Raw genomic sequence first — 17,161 nt, 5'->3', positions numbered from 1 at the left:
CCATGTACGAAGGAATCGTCCAGGAACTGATCGACGAACTCGGCCGCCTGCCCGGAATCGGGCCGAAGTCCGCGCAGCGTATCGCGTTCCACATTCTGCAGACCGAGAGCTTCGACGTCACCCACCTCGCCAATGTCCTCCTCGAGGTGCGCGACAAGGTGCGCTTCTGCGAGATCTGCGGCAATGTCTCCGAGCAGCCGACGTGCATGATCTGCCGCGACCCGCGCCGCAATCCCGCGATGATCTGCGTCGTCGAAGAGGCCAAAGACGTCGTGGCGATCGAGCGCACCCGCGAGTTCAAGGGGCTCTACCACGTGCTCGGTGGCGCGATCAGCCCCATCGACGGCATCGGGCCAGACCAGCTCCGCATCCGCCAGCTGCTGCAGCGCCTCTCCGACAACACCGTCCAGGAGGTCATCATCGCGACCGACCCGAACCTCGAGGGCGAGGCGACGGCGGCCTACCTGTCGCGCCTGCTGACGACCCTCGAGATCACGGTCACCCGGCTCGCCTCCGGCCTGCCCGTCGGTGGCGACCTCGAGTACGCCGACGAGGTCACCCTCGGCCGTGCCTTCGAGGGTCGCCGCACCGTCTCGAGCTGACCCCGGCTCCACGCCCGCGTGCGCGGCGTCACATTGCCGGTGCCGAATACATCAGCATTTAGGATGGAAGACGGGGCTATGCCCGCCATGCCCGCAGACCCGAACCCCCAGGAGCGCCACGTGAGCTTGATCGTGCAGAAGTTCGGCGGATCATCCGTCGCAGACGCCGAAAGCATCAAGCGCGTCGCCAAGCGCATCGTCGACACCCGCAAGGCCGGCAACGAGGTCGTCGTCGCCGTCTCCGCGATGGGCGACTCCACGGACGAGCTCCTCGACCTCGCCCACCAGGTCACCCCGATCCCGGCGCCGCGCGAGCTCGACATGCTCCTCACCGCAGGCGAACGCATCTCCATGGCCCTTCTCGCCATGGCGATCAAGAGCATGGGCTACGACGCGCGCTCCTTCACCGGCAGCCAGGCCGGCATGATCACCGACGCGCACCACGGCGCCGCGCGCATCGTCGACGTCACGCCCGGTCGCATCCGCTCGGCTCTCGACGAGGGCGCCGTCGCGATCGTCGCAGGCTTCCAGGGCTTCAATCGCGACACCATGGACATCACGACCCTCGGTCGCGGCGGCTCGGACACCACGGCCGTCGCCCTCGCCGCCGCCCTGAACGCCGACATTTGCGAGATCTACACGGATGTCGACGGCGTGTTCACCGCGGACCCGCGCGTCGTTCCCCGGGCGCACAAGCTCGACCGCATCTCGAGCGAGGAAATGCTCGAGCTCGCCGCCGCCGGCGCCAAGGTCCTCTACATCCGGGCGGTGGAATACGCCCGCAGGCACGGGGTGACCCTGCACGTGCGCTCATCGTTCAACAACAATCTCGGCACGATCGTGTACAACCCCGACACGACCGACCCGGCGACCGCGCTCCCGGATGGAACCGTCGGCACGCCTCCCGTTACCAGTACGACCGAATCCCTGATCGGAGAAAAAGTGGAAGAGCCCATCATCGCCGGGATCGCCGCCGACCTCAGCGAGGCGAAGGTGACCGTCGTCGGCGTTCCCGACATCCCCGGCAAGGCCGCGCAGATCTTCAAGATCGTCGCGAACACCAACGCCAACGTCGACATGATCGTCCAGAACGTGTCCGCCGCCTCGACCGGGCTGACCGACATCTCCTTCACCCTTCCGAAGTCGGAAGGACAGCGGGTCCTGACCGCGCTGACGAACGAACGCGGAAACGTCGGGTTCGCGAGCCTGCAGTACGACGACCAGATCGGCAAGCTCGCCCTCGTCGGCGCGGGCATGCGCACCAACACCGGTGTCTCCGCGAAGCTGTTCGCCGCACTCTACGAGGCCGGGATCAACATCGAGATGATCTCGACGAGCGAGATCCGCATCTCGGTCGTCACCCGCGCGGACACCATCAACGAGGCGCTCCGGGTCGTGCACACCGCGTTCGACCTCGACGACGACGCCGAGGCCGTCGTGCACGGCGGCACCGGCCGCTGAGCCGCGCCGCCCCGGCATCGCCGGGAACCGAGCCACACACCGCGTCACCCGCAGTCAGACCGTCAGACAGCACGACAGACAGATACTAGGGAAGAAACCGTGAGCAGCACAGCAGGAATCCACATCGGAGTCGTCGGGGCAACCGGCCAGGTGGGCGCCGTCGTCCGGCACCTGCTCGAGCAGCGGGACTTCCCGGTTGCGGGCATCCGCTACTTCGCCTCTGCCCGTTCGGCCGGAACCACCCTGCCGTGGAAGGACGACCGGATCGTCGTCGAAGACGCCGCGACGGCCGACCCGACCGGGCTCGACATCGCGATCTTCTCCGCCGGGGCGACCCTGTCCAAGGTCCAGGCCCCCCGGTTCGCCGCTGCCGGCGTCACCGTGATCGACAACTCGTCCGGCTGGCGGATGGACCCCGACGTTCCCCTCGTCGTCAGCGAGGTCAACCCCGAAGCCATTCACCACGCGGTCAAGGGCATCATCGCGAACCCGAACTGCACCACGATGGCCGCGATGCCGGTGCTCAAGGTCCTGCACGACGAAGCCGGGCTGCAGCGCCTGATCGTGAGCACCTACCAGGCCGTGTCCGGCAGCGGGCTCGCCGGTGCCCAGGAACTGGCGAGCCAGATCCGCGCCGCCGCGCACAGCGACAACCTCCTCCAGCTCGTCCACGACGGGTCCGCCGTCCCGATGCCCGAACCCGTGCTGTACGTGCGCCCGATCGCCTTCGACGTCGTTCCGCTCGCCGGTTCGATCGTCGACGACGGACTCTTCGAGACGGACGAGGAAAAGAAGCTGCGCAACGAGAGCCGCAAGATCCTCGAACTGCCCGACCTGCTTGTCTCGGGTACCTGCGTGCGGGTGCCGGTCTTCACGGGCCACTCCCTGTCCATCAACGCCGAATTCGCGAACCCGCTCTCGGTCGCCCGTGCGCTCGAGCTGCTCAAGGATGCTCCGGGCGTCGTGCTCACGGACGTCCCCACTCCGCTCGAGGCCGCGGGCAAGGACCCGAGCTTCGTCGGTCGGGTCCGCCAGGACCCCGGAGTGCCGGATGGGCGTGGACTGGCCCTGTTCATCACCAACGACAACCTGCGCAAGGGCGCCGCGCTCAACGCCGTCCAGATCGCCGAACTCGTCGCCGCGGACCTGCTCGCGTCCTGACCGACGGTGACTTTTCCGGTCGCGGAGGCGACCGCCGGACCGCGTGCACTACTGTGGAACACCATGGGCGGGTATCGCGTTTCAGAGGGCGTGCGGCGCGTGATCATCGCACTCTTCGCGACCATCGCCGGCGTCGTCGTGGTCTCCGCGATCCTGTCGCTGACCGGTCAGCCGGGGTCCGCCTGGTGGGTCGCCGCCACTGGTGTCTTCTGCGCCGCAGCGCTCAACGTCTGCTGGGTGCGCCTGGGCCCTGAACGGCATCGCAGCCCCGTCGTGAGCCTGCCCATCCTGGTGCTGCCCGTGCTCTACACCGTCGTCAGCCCGCTGGCCGCGGCCGGCGCCATCGTCCTCGGAGTGCTGCTCATCGTCCTGGTGCGCTCCCGACGCGTCGACGTCGCCCTCTACAGTGCCGGACTCGCGGGAACCGGCAGTGCCGCGGCCGTCGCCGTCCTCGCAGGCGCGACCGCCTTCGGCCTCCCCAGTTATCTCGCCGCCGGTTGCGCCGGCGCCGCGTATGTCGCGCTCGTGGCGATCATCGAATACCTGCGGATGGTGTTGGTCCGGCCGATCGCGAACCGCACCGGCCCCCTGATCGCGCCGGCGCGGCTGGCGCTGATGGTGCTCGGCTGCGCACTCCTGTCCGCGCTCGTCGTGGTCTTCCACGACGCAGGCCTGGCCGTCAGTCGGGACCCGATCGTGTTCGTGATCGCAACCCTGCTCGCCTTCACTCTCGCCGGCGTCGGGATCAAGCTCATCGGCCGCGTCGTCACGATGCGCAGCCGGCTCACCGGTCTCATCACGGGCGCTGCGGCGCTCGGCGCCGCCGGGCGCGAGGACATCTCCGCCGGCCGTGTCCAGTCCGGGCCTGAGGACGATGCCGAGGCGACCTCCCGGGTCCTCGCACTGCTTCACGAGGCCGTGCGGACGACCATCGGCGTCGAGTACGTCGCCGTGCGCGACCACGCGGCGCGCGTCGGGGAGATCAGCGCCCCCATCCTGCTGTCCGAGTCCGACACCCGGTTCGTCGTCGCGGGCCGCGAGCCGATGGGTGGCGTCTTCACCGCCGACGACAGGAGCGCACTCAACGCCCTCGCCCGCGCGGCCGAACTCGCGATGAGCGCCCACTACAACATCGGCGGCCTCACCGCCCGCGCCAACACCGACCCCCTCACCGGCCTGCCGAACTACCGGGCCTTCCAGACGGCGCTCGCGAACATCAACGACCACCGTGACTACTCGGAGGCCCTCGCCGTCCTGTTCCTGGACCTCGATGACTTCAAGCGCCTCAATGACCGGCACGGGCACCAGAGCGGAGACGACCTGCTCAGGGAACTCGGCCGCAGGCTGCGCATGGTCGTGCGACCGAGCGACGTCGTCGCTCGCGTCGGCGGTGACGAATTCGTCGTGATCCTCACTCACCTGGCCTCTCTCGGCGAGGCGAAGGAGATCGCCGAACGCATCCTCGAGACCTCCGTGCAGCCGCTCACCCTCGGCTCGAGCAGCTACACCCCGACGCTCAGCATCGGCCTCGCCTATTCGGCCCACCGGGAGACGGATGTCTCCCAGCTCGTGCAGGACGCCGACCGGGCCATGCTCGCGATCAAGAAGTCGCGGCGCCGCGGCGGACCGGCCAACGAGAGCAGCATCAACATCTCGAGCCACCGCTCCTCCCAGATCAACGACATCATCGCGCACGCCATCGACGAGGACCTCCTCGAACTCGCGTTCCAGCCGATCGTCAGCCTCGTCACGGGCCAGATCTGGGCGTTCGAGGCACTTGTCCGCTACAACGACCCCGTTCTCGGCCCGCTTTCGCCGCCGTCCATCGTGGAGAAGGCCAAGGGACTCGGCCGGATGGACGCCCTCACCCGGCAGGTCGCCGTGAAGGCCATGGCCGCGGCCGCCGACTTCCGCCTCGTCGAACCCCGGGTCACCTGCATGGCCATCAACGTCGAGGCCGGGCAGATCGTGCCCGACCGGGTCGGCACCTTCATGGAAGACCTCGCCGGACGGTATCCGGGAATCTCGCTGTGCCTCGAACTCAACGAGCGTTCCGTCGCCCGGGTGACCCCCGCCATCCGCTCGCAGGCCGACCGGCTGCGCGACCTGGGGCTGCTGATCGCCCTCGACGACTACGGGTCCCAGGACTCCTCGGTGGACGCGCTCGTGCGGATGCCCATGGACATCCTGAAGATCGATCGCAGCCTCGTCGATGACCTCGATGACATCCGCCAGCGTGAGGTGCTCACCGCGCTGCAGGGCTTCGGCGACAACCTCGAATACTCGATGATCGTCGAGGGCGTGGAGAACGAGGCGATGGTCAGGCATCTCGCTGCCATCGGCATCCGCAGCGCCCAGGGCTTCCACTACGGCGTTCCGGAGAGCTTTGAGAAGACCCTGTCCCGTCTCGAGCGCTATGGGGCCGCAGCGGTCGTCCCCGCTGGCGACCTCCCGATCGGTCCAACCGTTGGAGCAGAGACTCCTGCTGCAGCCCCGGCGACCTGACCGATAGTCTCAGTCCATGAGTGAGACCGGGATGGACCGAGCGGTGAGGTCGAATCTGTCGCGCCTCGACCGTTCCGTCTTCCTCTCCCAGCTTCTCCTCGCCGGGGCGACCCTCTTCCTCGTCGCTGTCACCGGGCTCACCGCGATCCAGCGGCTGAGCTCCCCGATGTTCTTCCTCGGCGTGCTCCTGATTTTCATCGTCACGGCCGTCAGCGCCCTCGTCACGTGGAGCGACCACTCCAAGTACTGGATCGTCCTGCTTCCCGTCGTCGACATCATCGCGATCGTGCTGATCTGGCAGGCCGCGACCGCGATCGGCGCGAGTTTCCTCCTGGTGCTTCCCGTGATCTGGCTGTCGACGCACTTCGGAGCGCGGGGTGCGACGGGGAGCGTCATCCTGGCGGCCGTCATGATCTGGGGCGGGACCCTGTTCCGTTCCGTGCCCATTTCCCTGGCCGACGTTCCCCAGCTCGCGATGATACCGACCATGCTGGGCTTCGTCGCGGTGACCACGCACCTGACGACCAAGCGCGCCGCGGCGCAGCGGGTGCTCCTCACCCAGCAGGCCGGCCTGTTCGAGTCGGCCCTGCGACGTTCACGCCGCCAGGAGCAGACCCTCGACGAACTCTTCAACGCTGTGGACTTCGGGGTCGTCGGATTCGACCGTGCCTCCACGGCGAATTTCCTGAACCGTGCGCAGCGCGAGCTGCTCGCCCTCTATGGCACGACAGACAACCGGCCGGCAGTCGTCAGCACGGTGTTCCACGAAGACAGGGTGACCCCGTACGACGAGCTGGACCGGCCGTACTCCCGGGCGCTCCGCGGGGAGACCATCGACCGCCTCACCGTCTGGGTCGGCGAACCCGGCCAGCAGCAGGCTGCCCTCCTGGTCTCCGCGCGACCGATCACCGACGAGAACGGCGACTACGACGGCGGCGTCATGGTCTCGCGCGACGTGACCGCGGAAGTCAGGGCGATCCAGGCCCGCGACGACCTCGTCGCCTCGGTGTCCCACGAGTTGCGCACACCGCTCACGTCCATCCTCGGCTACCTCGAACTCGCTCTCGATGACGAACGTCTCGACCCGTCGACCAGGGGCATGCTCGAGGTCGCGTCGAAGAACTCCGACCGACTGCTCGAGATGGTCTCCGGGCTGCTCACCGACGCGAGTGATTCGAAGCACGAGCCTCCGCTCAACGTCGCCCCGTGCGACCTGGCCGGGATCGTCGCTGACGCTCTCGAGTCCGCCGGCCCTTCGGCCTCCAAACGCACCATCGGGTTCGATGTCGAGGCCCTTCCCGCCGTCACGGTCGAAGCGGATGCGTTCCGCTTGCGGCAGGTCGTCGACAACGTCCTCTCGAACGCGATCAAGTACAACGTCGAGTCCGGGCGGATCGGGGTCACGCTGGCCGTCGCCGACGGGCTGGCGGAACTGCGGATCTCGGATACCGGCAGGGGGATGACCGCCGAGGAACAGACCAAACTGTTTGACAGGTTCTACCGTGCGGACTCGGTACGGAATTCGAGCGTGCACGGCACCGGGCTCGGGCTGAGCATCAGCAGGGACATCATGCGCAAGCACGGGGGCGACCTGCGCCTCGAATCCACCAAGGGCAAAGGCTCGGTGGCGGTCTTCACGCTACCCCTGACGCCCGTCGCCAGCCGATAGACTGCCCTCAGAAGGGGGCCCAGCACTTGGACTCGACCACACTCTTTATCGTCAGCGCGCTCATCGTCGTGCTCTGCGGGGTGTCGTTCATCCTGAACACGGCCCTCAACCGCAATGACGCGGCGGGCAAGCTCTGGAGCCTCGCCTTCATCGCAGGGATCGCCGTGGCCTTCGGCTACGGCGTGGCGATCATCGGGGCATCGAACTGGTGGGGTCTCCTGGTCGGCAACGTCGGCCTCGTCGTGCTGTCCGGGGCGTTCTGGAGCGGTTCCCGCCTCTACAACTCGCGGGAGTCCCTGCTGTGGACCGTCGGAGCGGCCGGAGCGGTCGTCGCGATCTGGACGCTCGTCACTGCGCCGGGCGGCGACGGCTGGGGCGCCTCAGGGGTGACCTGGGCGGCCATGGCCGCCTTCGGCGCCCTGGGCGGTTCTGAGGCGCTGCGGGGCAGGCTCGGCAGGAACATCAACGGCAGGATTCTGGGTCTGAGCCTCTGGATCGTGACGTTCTACACGTCGGCGCGGGTGGTCGCCCTGGTCGCGCTCGGCCACGACCACCCGGACTTCTCCCGGTTCTTCGGAACAGGATCTGCGTCGATCGTCAACATGTCCCTGATCGTGGTCGGTTCCATCGCCATTTCGATCCTCCGCGCCGAGAAGCTCGGCAACAACGCCGTCGGGGACTTCACCGATGGCATCCACTCTGCGGCGGGCGTGATGACGTCTGGTGCCTTCGTGCAGGCGGCGACCGACCACATCGAGAGGGCCGACCGCTGGCAGCTCGGACTCGCCGTGATCGGTGCCGACATCGACAACCTCCCGGAGATCAACACCGCCTTCGGGCGCGCCGCAGGTGACGCGGCCATCGCCCGGTTCGCCCAGACTCTGCGGTACAGCGCGCCCGTGATGGCCCTGATCGGGCACCCCGCCGCCGGCAGCTTCCTCATTCTCGTCAGTGTCTCGTCCGCAACGGAGGCCCGGAGCATCACCGAACGCATCCAGACCGCGCTCGTCGACGAACCGGTCACGGACTCCTATCGCATCCGCCTGACCGCGAGTTTCGCCATCGCGGACACCTTCGACCACGGCTACGAGCTCGGCGTGCTCACGTCGGCCGTCACCGAGGCCATCCGCACGCTCAAGCGCGGCGGTGGCAACGACATCACGGTCGTCTCCGAAGCGGCCTGAGACCCGACGGACCGAGTCGCGGAAGCCGGCCGACCGGCGGCTATCCGGCGGGGGTGAGCGCGACGGTGATCTCGTCGCTCGCCGTCGACTTGGCGAATGCCGCCGAGGTCGGCGTCGACTGCACGAGGACCTCGTAGGTGAATGCGAGCGTGATGCTCGTCGCAGCGGGGTCGACCGCGGGCAGGATGAACGTCTGGCTGTAGCTGTACGGCGTCTTGATCAGGTAGCCGGGCGCGATCGAGGCCTGGTCGACCGAGGCGGGTGGGGCGGTCAGGGGGCCGCTGGGGCCCTTCACGGACGCGGCGACGCTCACCCGGGAGAGGTAGACGGCCTGGCCGTCGTCCGTTCCGAGGGTTCCGATCAGAGAGAAGCTGATCGGCTTGTTCGCGGAGGGTGTCCATTCGCCGATGTTGAGCGTCGACCAGTAGTTCACGGCGAGGGTGACATCGCCGGCCTTGAGGTTGCGGGTCGTCGAACCGGTCGCGAGGTCATTGATCACCGGAATGATCGGGGCCACCGAGAAGGTGGCCGTCGGCGTGCTCGAGGCGAGACCCGTCGACCAGGGTGCCTGGCCGCATCCGCTCAGAGACGCTGTGAGCAGAAGACCCAGACCGAGCGCGGGAAGCACTCGTGAGAGGGAACGAGCAGGCATGAGGACTCCCGTGGATCGTGGTTCAAGCCCGAACAGGGGGGCTGCGCTTGAGCTTATCTTGCGGAGACCTTGACCGGGGGTGTGGCAAAAGTTGCGGTTCGGATGGGAGAGTAAGACCTGTGAACGAGAACCCCCAGAATTCCCCGTATGTCAAGGCCCAGCCCCCGGTTGACCCTTCCCTCGCGGCCTACGCGAACGATTTCACGGAAATCGTCGACGCTCTGCCCGTGTTCCGCCCGACCATCGGGTGCATCGTTCCTGCGTACAACGAAGCGGACTCCATCGCTTCAGTCCTGGATTCCCTGCTCGCCCAGACGCGTCTTCCCGACGTGATCCACGTCGTCGTGAACAACACGACGGACGACACGGTCGAGATCGCCAGCCACTACGCCGGCCCGCACATGCGGATGACCGACGGTGTCGAGCAGTTCACCGAGATCTTCGTCCACGACATCGGGGAGAACCCGGACAAGAAGGTCGGTGCGCTCAACTACGGCTTCTCGCTCATCGAGGGCTGCGACTACCTCCTCGGCGTCGACGGCGACACCACCGCCGACCCCCGGGCGGTCTGGCACCTCGAGGCCGAGATCTCCTCCGACACCCGCGTCGGCGGCATCTCCGCCATTTACAGCATCGACGACAGCCAGATCGACGGCACGATGGGTAAGTTCCTCATCGCCGGCCAGCGCACCCAGTTCGCCGCCTTCAACATGCAGAACATGCTCCGCGGCCGCAACATGGCCGTCCTCGGCGGGCAGTTCTCGATCTTCTCGATCCGGACCCTCCAGGAAGTCATGATCGACAGCAAGCAGTCCACTCCGTGGGTGAAGGACAGCGAGGTCGAGGACTCCCTCCTCTCCCTGCAGATCAAGAGCGCCGGCTACCTGACCAAGATCAGCGCCCAGGCCCGCGCCAACGTCGGCGGCATGACGACCCTGCGCGGCCTCGACGCCCAGCAGGTCAAATGGAACTTCGGCGCCATCGAGCTGATGTGGCCCGGCCAGCGCGGCGACACGAAGGGGCAGCCCTTCCACCCCAACCTCCGGCTCCGCTGGATCGAGAACTTCTCGATGGCCGTCAACATCGTCACCCGTGGTCTGTTCATCATCCTGCTCGCCGCATCCCTGTCGATCGGCGCCTTCGTGTTCAGCCCGGTCTGGCTGATCCCGCCGCTCGTCGCACTGCTGCTCAACTTCCGCACGGCCTGGTCGATGAAGAACCGCAACGGGCGGGACTTCTTCTTCGCGCTGGCCTGGTTCCCCGCGGAGATCTACATGTGGGTGCGAATCGGACACTTCCTCAGGGCCTGGACGAAGTTCGCGAGCAACAAGCAGGTCGACAACTGGGCGGAGCAGGCCAAGGCAGAGCGCGGCTCCGGAAACGCCTTCCTTTTCCCGCTCATCTTCGCGACGGCCTTCTTCGCCGCGCTCGTGTTCATCTGGCTGCAGCTGCCCGTGGTGGCGCAGTCGACGGTCCTCTGGATCGGCTGGCCGATCCTCGGCGTCACCACCATCATCCAGACCCTCACCATGTTCGGCACACTCGTCAAGCGTCACCGGGGCTACCGGGTGTGATCGCCCTACTCGAAGACGGGGCGCTCGAGACGCTGCTCAACCAGGTGGGCGGCGATACCTCGCTGCGTCACCGATTCCTGCGCGACTTCATCGCCCTCTGGCCCAGCCGGGCCGAGCGGCTTGCGGAGTCCCTCGCCCGGCCTGACCTGGAAGAGGCGCACGTCGTCCTCCTCAGCATCCGTTCGACGAGCACGATGGTGGGAGCCGTCGTGCTCGAAGCGACCGCTGCCCTCGTGCACAGTGCGCTCTCGCGCAATGATCTGCCGGGCTGCCTGCAACACATGCGGCGGCTTGTCGAGGTCGGCGAAGCCACCTGTGCCGAGCTCGCCGTGCTGACGACCAGGGCAGAAGACGCCGAGCGCGCCCAGAAGGCCTGGCAGGCTCAACAAGGGCAACAGCAGGCTCAGTATGAGCAGCAGTCCCAGTTCGGCGACCGTGCGGTTCCGCCGCGGCGCTGGGAATTCCCCGCGACGCACGCTCACTGAAACAGGGACGAGCCTCGGGCCCGCCCCTGCGGAGTTCCGGCGGAGAGCCGGGCCTCAGTCGTCTTCGGAAGCCGCCAGCCGGTAACCGACGCCGCGCACGGTCTCGAGCCAGCGCGGGGTGGTGAGGCTGTCGCCGAGCTTGCGGCGCAGATTGCCCATGTGCGCTTCGACGGCACGCTTGTCGGCCTCGTTCACGTAGTACGCGGTCACGTAGCTTTCGCCGCGCAGGAGGAGCGCGAGGTCCGCCTTGCTGCGCACGCGGCGCTTGGAGTCGAGCAACGCGGCGAGCAGGTCGAATTCGGTGCGGGTGAGGTCGAGCTCCGCCGTGCCGAGTACCGCGAGACGCATTTCCGGGCTCAGGCGCAGGCCGTTGTGCTCCATCCAGTCCGCGGCGTCCGGAACGGCGGGCTGCGGCGCGATGAGTGCGAGCGCGTTCGAGGGGGCGGATGCCTGCGGCTGGGCCACCGGGGGAGCCTCGGGCGTCGGGGCGGGCGCCCAGCCCTGCGGGGGCGCCGGCGCATACTCGACCGGGGCGGGGACCCAGCCGGACGGCCCGGGGACGTATCCGGGCGGTGGGGCCTGCTGATACTGCACGGGCGGCGCGGCCTGCTGCGGTGGCGCCTGCTGGTACTGCGCGGGCGGCGCCTGCTGGTACTGCGGTGCCTGCGGCTGCTGCGGGGCCTGCTGGTAGGTCGTCGGCTGCGCAACGGGCGGCTGCTGGTAGTGCGGAGCCGCTGTGGCCGGCCGGTACTCGACCGGAGGGGCCTGCGCGTATTCCGGCGCGGATGCGGCCTGCGCGTAGTCGGTGGTGGCGTGCTCTGAGGTCGCATACTCGGCCGGCGCTGCCGGGAAGCCGGAGTCGTCGGAAGCGTCCGCAGACGGGGCATCCGCATAGGTCGAAGACGGTGAGACGAGGGCCTGACGGGGACGACGCATCATGGCGTCGATCCTGGCGCGCAGTTCGCGCGGGCGGAACGGCTTGGTCATATAGTCGTCTGCGCCGGCCTCCAGGCCCTGCAGGGTGTCGATTTCCTCGTCGCGCGCGGTGAGCATCACGATGTAGGTCGAGCTGAAGGCGCGAATGCGCTTCGCGGTCTCGAGGCCGTCCATACCCGGCATGCTCACGTCGAGGGTAGTGACGATCGGGTCGTACGCCCGCACCGCGCGCACGCCGTCGACACCGTTGCTCGTCGCGATTGCGTCGAAACCGGCCTGGGTCAGCACGGCCTCGAGGAGATGACGGATATCGTCGTCGTCCTCGATGATGACAGCAACGCGCCGCTCACTCTCCGTTGTTTCCATGATCTATCTCCTAGCTGCTTCGGCCTGCGACCGAAAACGAACAATGAACGGTGTGCTGTCGAGGGGAGTGCGGGCGGCACCGGGGCTTACCATCCGGCGGCCTTGGTGAGCGCGAGTGCCTGGGCGTTCCACCAGTCCCCTGCCGTGGGGCCGCCGTTGCAGGTTCCGTCGCTCTCGCCCGGCTGCTTGATCCAGAGGTTCGCATCCTGGGCGCCCTGGTTCGAGACGACGGAGGGCAGGACGCCGAGGGCGCGGCCGGGGGGATTGCACCACTCGCCGTTCGAGCCCGCACCGTTGCGGGAGGTGTCGATCACGTAGTGGGCGCCGTTGGTGAGGTCGGAGACCTGCTGTGCATACGCGTGCTCGGCCACGGAGTCCATGTAGTTGGACACGTTCGTCGCGAAACCGCGCACGGAGGCGATGCCCGAGCGGTTGAGCAGCCCGGCCATCGCGGACGGGGCGATCCATTCGGAGTGGCCGGCGTCGAGGTAGACCGTTGCGCGCGTGGGTGCGAGGAGGTCGACCGCGGTGTGCACCTCGTGAACCCGCTCCTCGACGTTGTTGCACTGGGTGGCGAGGGAGAGGGCATCGGGCTCGAGGATCACGACGGCCTCGCGCAACGTCAGGCTCGTCGCGATCGCCTGCACCCAGCCGGGGTATTCGAGCACCGAGAGCCCGCCGGCCGAGAAGTTGCCGCAGTCCCGGTTGGGGATTCCGTAGAGAACGAAGACGGCTGTCTTCCCGTCCTTGATCGCGGCATCTGTGATGGTCGCGACCTCTTCGCCGACCGTGTCGAGCGGATACTTCTCCGGCGTCAGCCAGATCGCCGCGGGCTGGGCGGCGAGCCGGCCCAGCGCCGTCGCCTCTGCCGAGGTCGCCCCGAACCTTTCGGCTGCATCCGCTGCGGCCTGCGCCGCCGAGGAGGACGGATTAACGTAGAACGAGGTGGTTGCCAGCGGGTTCACGGTCTGACCTCCGGGTACCTGCAGGGCGAAAGCGCTGACGAAAGTGCCGAGGGCAAGCACGGGCACCGCCAGGGCGATGATGCCGAGGACGAGACCTGTACGCGAGCCGGACGAATGCACGAACCCACCCTATCGGGGGGGTTATACAGATATGTTACGCAGGAGTATCGTCTGACGGATCTTTGTTCCGTTTTGGTGTCCCATTTCGCCCCCAGTCCGGGGTGATCGGCGGTATCGGACGCGGTCAGGCGCCCGTGCGCGCGGCGTTACACTCGAACGTGTGAATCCAATGGCGCAGGTTGATGTCGTACTTATTGGTGGCGGCGTCATGAGCGCCACTCTCGGCACCTTGATCAAACAGGTGCAGCCCGACTGGAGTATCGAGGTCTACGAGCGCCTCGGCGAGGTCGCCCAGGAGAGCTCGAACCCCTGGAACAACGCGGGGACCGGTCACGCTGCCCTGTGCGAGCTCAACTACATGCCCCAGGCGAGCGACGGAAGCGTCACCGCCGACAAGGCCGTGAGCATCAATGAGCAGTTCCAGATCAGCCGCCAGCTCTGGTCGTCCCTGGTCATCGACGGCGTTCTGCCCGAACCGACGAAGTTCATCAACTCGACGCCGCACATGACGTTCGTGCACGGCAAGTCCAACGTCGAATACCTGCGCAAACGGTTCGCGGCGCTCAAGGACCAGCCGCTCTTCCACGGGATGGAATACAGCGAAGACCCGGCCGTCATCGGCACCTGGACCCCGCTGCTCACGAAGAACCGCCCGAAGAATCAGCGCATCGCCGCGACCCGGATCGCCTCGGGCACCGATGTCGACTTCGGCGCACTCACCCGCTACCTCTTCGACGACCTCGCAGCCAAGGGTGTCGGCGTCCACGTCAACCAGCAGGTCACCGGCCTGAAGAAGCTGGCGGACGGCACCTGGCGGCTGAACCTCCGGCGCCTCGTCGGCGGGCACCCCAGCACGGTGAAGGCCCGCTTCGTGTTCGTGGGTGCCGGCGGCGGCGCGCTCGCCCTGCTGCAGCAAAGCGGCATCCCCGAGGCACGCGGCTTCGGCGGGTTCCCGATCAGCGGCCAGTTCCTGCGCACGACCAATCCCGCGGTCGTTGCCCAGCACCAGGCCAAGGTTTACGGCAAGGCCGCCGTCGGCGCCCCGCCGATGTCGGTCCCGCACCTCGACACCCGCCACGTCGAGGGGGAGGCCTCGCTGCTGTTCGGGCCCTTCGCGGGGTTCACCCCCAAGTTCCTCAAGTCGAGCACCTGGTTCGACCTCCCCTTCTCTGTCCGTGGGCACAACATCGGCCCGATGCTCGCCGTCGCCCGGCACAACGTCGGCCTGATGAAGTACCTCTTCGGCGAGGTCTTCGCGTCCCGCACCGTCAAGCTCAAGGCCCTGCAGGAGTTCATGCCGACGGCGAAGATGGCCGACTGGGAGCTCATCACCGCGGGCCAGCGTGTCCAGGTGATGAAGAAGGACCCGAAGGAGGGCGGAGTGCTGCAATTCGGAACCGAGGTCATCACCTCGGCCGACGGCAGCATCGCCGGCCTGCTCGGGGCATCCCCCGGGGCATCGACCGCGGCTCCGATCATGGTCGACTTGCTCAAGCGCTGCTTCCCCGAGCAGTACCCGGCCTGGGAACCGCGACTCCGCGAACTGATCCCGAGCCTCGGCACGACCCTGTCGGACGACCCCGCCCGCGCCGCAGCCTCCCTCGCCGCGACCGCCGCGACCCTGCACCTCACCAACCCCTGACCGATCCCCAACCCCTGACCGATCCGACGGAGTCGGGCACGATCTCCGTCGAATCGGTGAGGGCGGATGCCGCGTCACCCTTGCGCAAGTATCGAACGTGTGTTCGAATGTATGCATGCGGTGGAGCGGGCAGGAACTCACGACGGAACAAGCGGGCGCGCTTCCCGGCCTTGCCCGGCTGAACAACCTGGTGCGGAGCGTGCGCACCCCCGAGTTCGCGGGGATCACCTTCCACGAGATCCTGGCCAAGTCCGCGCTCAACCGGGTGCCCGGCCAGAGCGCCATGCCGTTCGGCTGGACGATCAACCCCTACCGAGGCTGCTCCCATGCGTGCACATACTGCCTGAGCCCGGAAACGCTCATCCTGATGGCCGACGGACGGCAGAAGCCACTCTGGGAGGTCAGGGTTGGCGATGCGATCATGGGCACGGAGACCGTCGGCGCCTACCGGCGGTATGTGCAGACCAAAGTGCTCGCTTCCTGGGACACCCGGAAGCGCGGCTACCGCGTCACCCTCGCTGACGGCACCGAGCTCGTGGCCAGCGGAGATCACCGCTTCCTCACCGAGCGAGGGTGGAGGTTCGTCACCCGCGCCATGCGCGGGGACGGTCAACGTCCCTACCTGACCGAGAACAACAAACTCATGGGTTTCGGGCTCGTAGGGCCCGCCATTGACCGGAAGCTGTCCATCGCCGGTGCAGCCGTGAAGTCCGCGGCTTTACTTCAGGTCGTGTCCGTCGAGGACCTGGGGACCACGATGGACATGATCGACATCACGACCGGGACCGGCGACTTCATTGCGAACGGAGTCATCAGCCACAACTGTTTTGCCCGCAACACGCACACGTACCTCGACCTCGACGCCGGCAAGGACTTCGACAACGAGATCATCGTGAAGGTCAACGTCGCGGAGGTTCTCCGCAAGGAGCTCGCCAGGCCCGCCTGGGAGCGCAACGCCGTCGCGCTCGGCACCAACACCGATCCCTACCAGCGTGCAGAGGGTCGCTACCGGCTGATGCCGGGCGTCATCGCGGCGCTCGCCGACTCCGGCACCCCGCTCTCGATCCTGACCAAAGGCACCCTGATCCGGCGCGACCTCGATCTGCTCGTGGAGGCGAGCACGCTCGTGCCCGTCGACCTCGCCCTCTCGATCGCGATCTACGACGACGAGCTGCAGTCAGCGGTCGAGCCGGGCACGCCATCCACGGCGGCGCGCCTCGCCACGGTGACCGCCATCCGGGAGCGCGGCCTGCGCTGCTCCGTGTTCATGATGCCGATCCTGCCGTTCCTCACCGACACCCGGGCGCACCTCGACGACGCCCTCCGCCAGGCGAAGGCTGCCGGGGCCTCCGACGTGATGTACTCCGCGCTGCACCTGCGGCCGGGGGTGCGCGACTGGTTCATGCAGTGGCTCGCGAGGGACCACCCCGACCTCGTGCCCCGCTACCACGAGCTCTACGGTCGTAACGCCTACGCACCCAAGGGCTACCGGCAATGGCTCGCGCTCCGGATCAAGCCGCTGATCCGGGCGCACGGGCTCGAGCACGGGATCGAGGATCCCGTCACCGGCGGCGTCCGCTCCCGCGCGCTCGCCCGCCCCGCGCCCGCCGTCCCTGCGTTCCCTGGCCGGCCCGTGCCCGGCCCGGGGTTGCTCATTGCGGGCGAGCTCCCGCCTGAGCTGCAGCCGACCCTGTTCTGAACTGCGGCTCCGCACAGCGGATGCCTCGCTGCGCCCCCGCCCCGGCTGAGGTGTCGCAGATCGACGTTCAACGCCCACGCGAACCTCGATTCGCGACCCTTCACGCCAGAAGGACTCCACCGGATGCGATAATCGACGGA

13 protein-coding genes are annotated in these 17,161 nt (G+C 67.7%); 10 read left to right on the top strand and 3 right to left on the bottom strand.

What is annotated here, in order from left to right:
• The first annotated feature begins 2 nt into the window (after window positions 1-2).
• The 6 genes from recR (at window position 3) to E3O50_RS10940 (ending at window position 8,582) form a co-directional block, all read left to right on the top strand.
• Entirely contained in the window at window positions 3-602 is a 600-nt protein-coding gene (gene recR, locus E3O50_RS10965) for a recombination mediator RecR (protein ID WP_134449856.1), read from the top strand.
• A gap of 120 nt (window positions 603-722) precedes the next feature.
• On the top strand, window positions 723-2,063 hold the full coding sequence (locus tag E3O50_RS10960) for an aspartate kinase (protein WP_134450073.1): 1,341 nt from the start codon (window positions 723-725) through the stop codon (window positions 2,061-2,063).
• Window positions 2,064-2,162: 99 nt separating this feature from the next.
• A complete protein-coding gene (locus E3O50_RS10955; RefSeq protein ID WP_134449857.1) occupies window positions 2,163-3,224 on the top strand; it encodes an aspartate-semialdehyde dehydrogenase in 1,062 nt (353 codons plus the stop codon).
• A gap of 63 nt (window positions 3,225-3,287) precedes the next feature.
• Window positions 3,288-5,729 carry an EAL domain-containing protein gene (locus tag E3O50_RS10950; protein ID WP_134449858.1) on the top strand — a complete coding sequence of 814 codons (2,442 nt, stop codon included), beginning with the start codon at window positions 3,288-3,290 and terminating at the stop codon, window positions 5,727-5,729.
• A gap of 16 nt (window positions 5,730-5,745) precedes the next feature.
• Window positions 5,746-7,398: an ATP-binding protein gene (locus tag E3O50_RS10945; RefSeq protein ID WP_134449859.1), complete on the top strand. Its 1,653-nt coding sequence runs from the start codon at window positions 5,746-5,748 to the stop codon at window positions 7,396-7,398.
• A gap of 26 nt (window positions 7,399-7,424) precedes the next feature.
• Window positions 7,425-8,582, top strand: coding sequence for a diguanylate cyclase (locus E3O50_RS10940; RefSeq protein WP_134558021.1), 1,158 nt, complete (start codon window positions 7,425-7,427; stop codon window positions 8,580-8,582).
• A 40-nt stretch (window positions 8,583-8,622) separates the two neighbouring features.
• On the opposite strand, the gene E3O50_RS10935 is transcribed toward E3O50_RS10940, so the two are convergent.
• The gene (locus E3O50_RS10935) at window positions 8,623-9,234 is read right to left on the bottom strand and encodes a hypothetical protein (protein ID WP_134449861.1); all 612 of its coding nucleotides are present in this window, start codon (window positions 9,232-9,234) and stop codon (window positions 8,623-8,625) included.
• Between the two features lie 119 nt (window positions 9,235-9,353).
• Between E3O50_RS10935 and E3O50_RS10930 the strand changes: the two genes are divergently transcribed.
• Window positions 9,354-10,808 (top strand): glycosyltransferase family 2 protein, encoded by a 1,455-nt coding sequence (locus E3O50_RS10930; RefSeq protein WP_134449862.1) that lies wholly within the window; start codon window positions 9,354-9,356, stop codon window positions 10,806-10,808.
• Window positions 10,805-11,293, top strand: coding sequence for a hypothetical protein (locus tag E3O50_RS10925; RefSeq protein WP_134449863.1), 489 nt, complete (start codon window positions 10,805-10,807; stop codon window positions 11,291-11,293). The genes E3O50_RS10930 and E3O50_RS10925 overlap by 4 nt, the downstream gene beginning before the upstream one ends.
• A 54-nt stretch (window positions 11,294-11,347) precedes the next feature.
• Here the strand turns inward: E3O50_RS10925 and E3O50_RS19920 are convergent, their stop codons facing one another.
• Together E3O50_RS19920 and E3O50_RS10915 are read right to left on the bottom strand one after the other, a co-directional pair.
• On the bottom strand, window positions 11,348-12,595 hold the full coding sequence (locus E3O50_RS19920) for a response regulator (RefSeq protein WP_134558020.1): 1,248 nt from the start codon (window positions 12,593-12,595) through the stop codon (window positions 11,348-11,350).
• Window positions 12,596-12,681: 86 nt separating this feature from the next.
• Window positions 12,682-13,680 (bottom strand): glycoside hydrolase family 6 protein, encoded by a 999-nt coding sequence (locus E3O50_RS10915; RefSeq protein WP_134558019.1) that lies wholly within the window; start codon window positions 13,678-13,680, stop codon window positions 12,682-12,684.
• A gap of 169 nt (window positions 13,681-13,849) precedes the next feature.
• On the opposite strand from E3O50_RS10915, the gene E3O50_RS10910 reads away from it, so the two are divergent.
• Both E3O50_RS10910 and E3O50_RS19395 read left to right on the top strand, forming a co-directional pair.
• Window positions 13,850-15,322: a malate:quinone oxidoreductase gene (locus E3O50_RS10910; protein ID WP_134558079.1), complete on the top strand. Its 1,473-nt coding sequence runs from the start codon at window positions 13,850-13,852 to the stop codon at window positions 15,320-15,322.
• A 115-nt stretch (window positions 15,323-15,437) separates the two neighbouring features.
• Complete coding sequence (locus E3O50_RS19395; RefSeq protein ID WP_194087893.1) at window positions 15,438-17,021, top strand: Rv2578c family radical SAM protein; 1,584 nt, start codon at window positions 15,438-15,440, stop codon at window positions 17,019-17,021.
• Window positions 17,022-17,161: the final 140 nt, after the last annotated feature.

Origin of the sequence: Cryobacterium sp. MDB1-18-1 (genome assembly GCF_004402735.1) — a bacterium.
GTDB classification, from domain to species: domain Bacteria; phylum Actinomycetota; class Actinomycetes; order Actinomycetales; family Microbacteriaceae; genus Cryobacterium; species Cryobacterium glucosi.
The sequence above is the reverse complement of the archived record's forward strand: the minus strand, read 5'-3'. Positions and strand labels throughout refer to the sequence as shown.

Coding starts and splice junctions, on each gene's coding strand:
- E3O50_RS19395 (WP_194087893.1), top strand. CDS start 15,438: ATGCGGTGGAGCGGGCAGGAACTCACGACGGAACAAGCGGGCGCGCTT.
- E3O50_RS10950 (WP_134449858.1), top strand. CDS start 3,288: ATGGGCGGGTATCGCGTTTCAGAGGGCGTGCGGCGCGTGATCATCGCA.
- E3O50_RS10935 (WP_134449861.1), bottom strand. CDS start 9,234: ATGCCTGCTCGTTCCCTCTCACGAGTGCTTCCCGCGCTCGGTCTGGGT.
- E3O50_RS19920 (WP_134558020.1), bottom strand. CDS start 12,595: ATGGAAACAACGGAGAGTGAGCGGCGCGTTGCTGTCATCATCGAGGAC.
- recR (WP_134449856.1), top strand. CDS start 3: ATGTACGAAGGAATCGTCCAGGAACTGATCGACGAACTCGGCCGCCTG.
- E3O50_RS10945 (WP_134449859.1), top strand. CDS start 5,746: ATGAGTGAGACCGGGATGGACCGAGCGGTGAGGTCGAATCTGTCGCGC.
- E3O50_RS10910 (WP_134558079.1), top strand. CDS start 13,850: ATGGCGCAGGTTGATGTCGTACTTATTGGTGGCGGCGTCATGAGCGCC.